The organism is Neptuniibacter pectenicola (genome assembly GCF_001597735.1).
GTDB lineage: Bacteria > Pseudomonadota > Gammaproteobacteria > Pseudomonadales > Balneatricaceae > Neptuniibacter > Neptuniibacter pectenicola.
Genome location: NZ_LUTS01000171.1, coordinates 1 through 246, shown reverse-complemented (window position 1 = coordinate 246; position 246 = coordinate 1). Strand labels below are relative to the sequence as shown.

Genomic DNA, 246 nt, shown 5'->3' with positions numbered 1-246 from the left:
TACCAGGTCGAAATGGCAGTCGCTATGCTTTGGCGACAAGCAACAATGCGTCAGAGCCATTTGCTGGAATACTCACTCTCGATGATAATGATATTCGAGCACATTGGCGTACTTATGTGACGGTTGATTGTGTTGAAGAGACCTTGAGAAAAGCTGAACTGGTTGGTGGGTCGGTGTTAGTCCCTGTAACAATCATTGAGCGCGTGGGCAAAATAGCGGTAATTGAAGATCCTTGTGGTGCTATTA

1 protein-coding gene is annotated in these 246 nt (G+C 45.9%); it reads left to right on the top strand.

Going from position 1 to position 246, the window contains the following annotated elements:
- The coding region (locus A3773_RS18270; protein ID WP_438942556.1) for a VOC family protein at nucleotides 1-246 on the top strand (246 nt) is incomplete at both ends.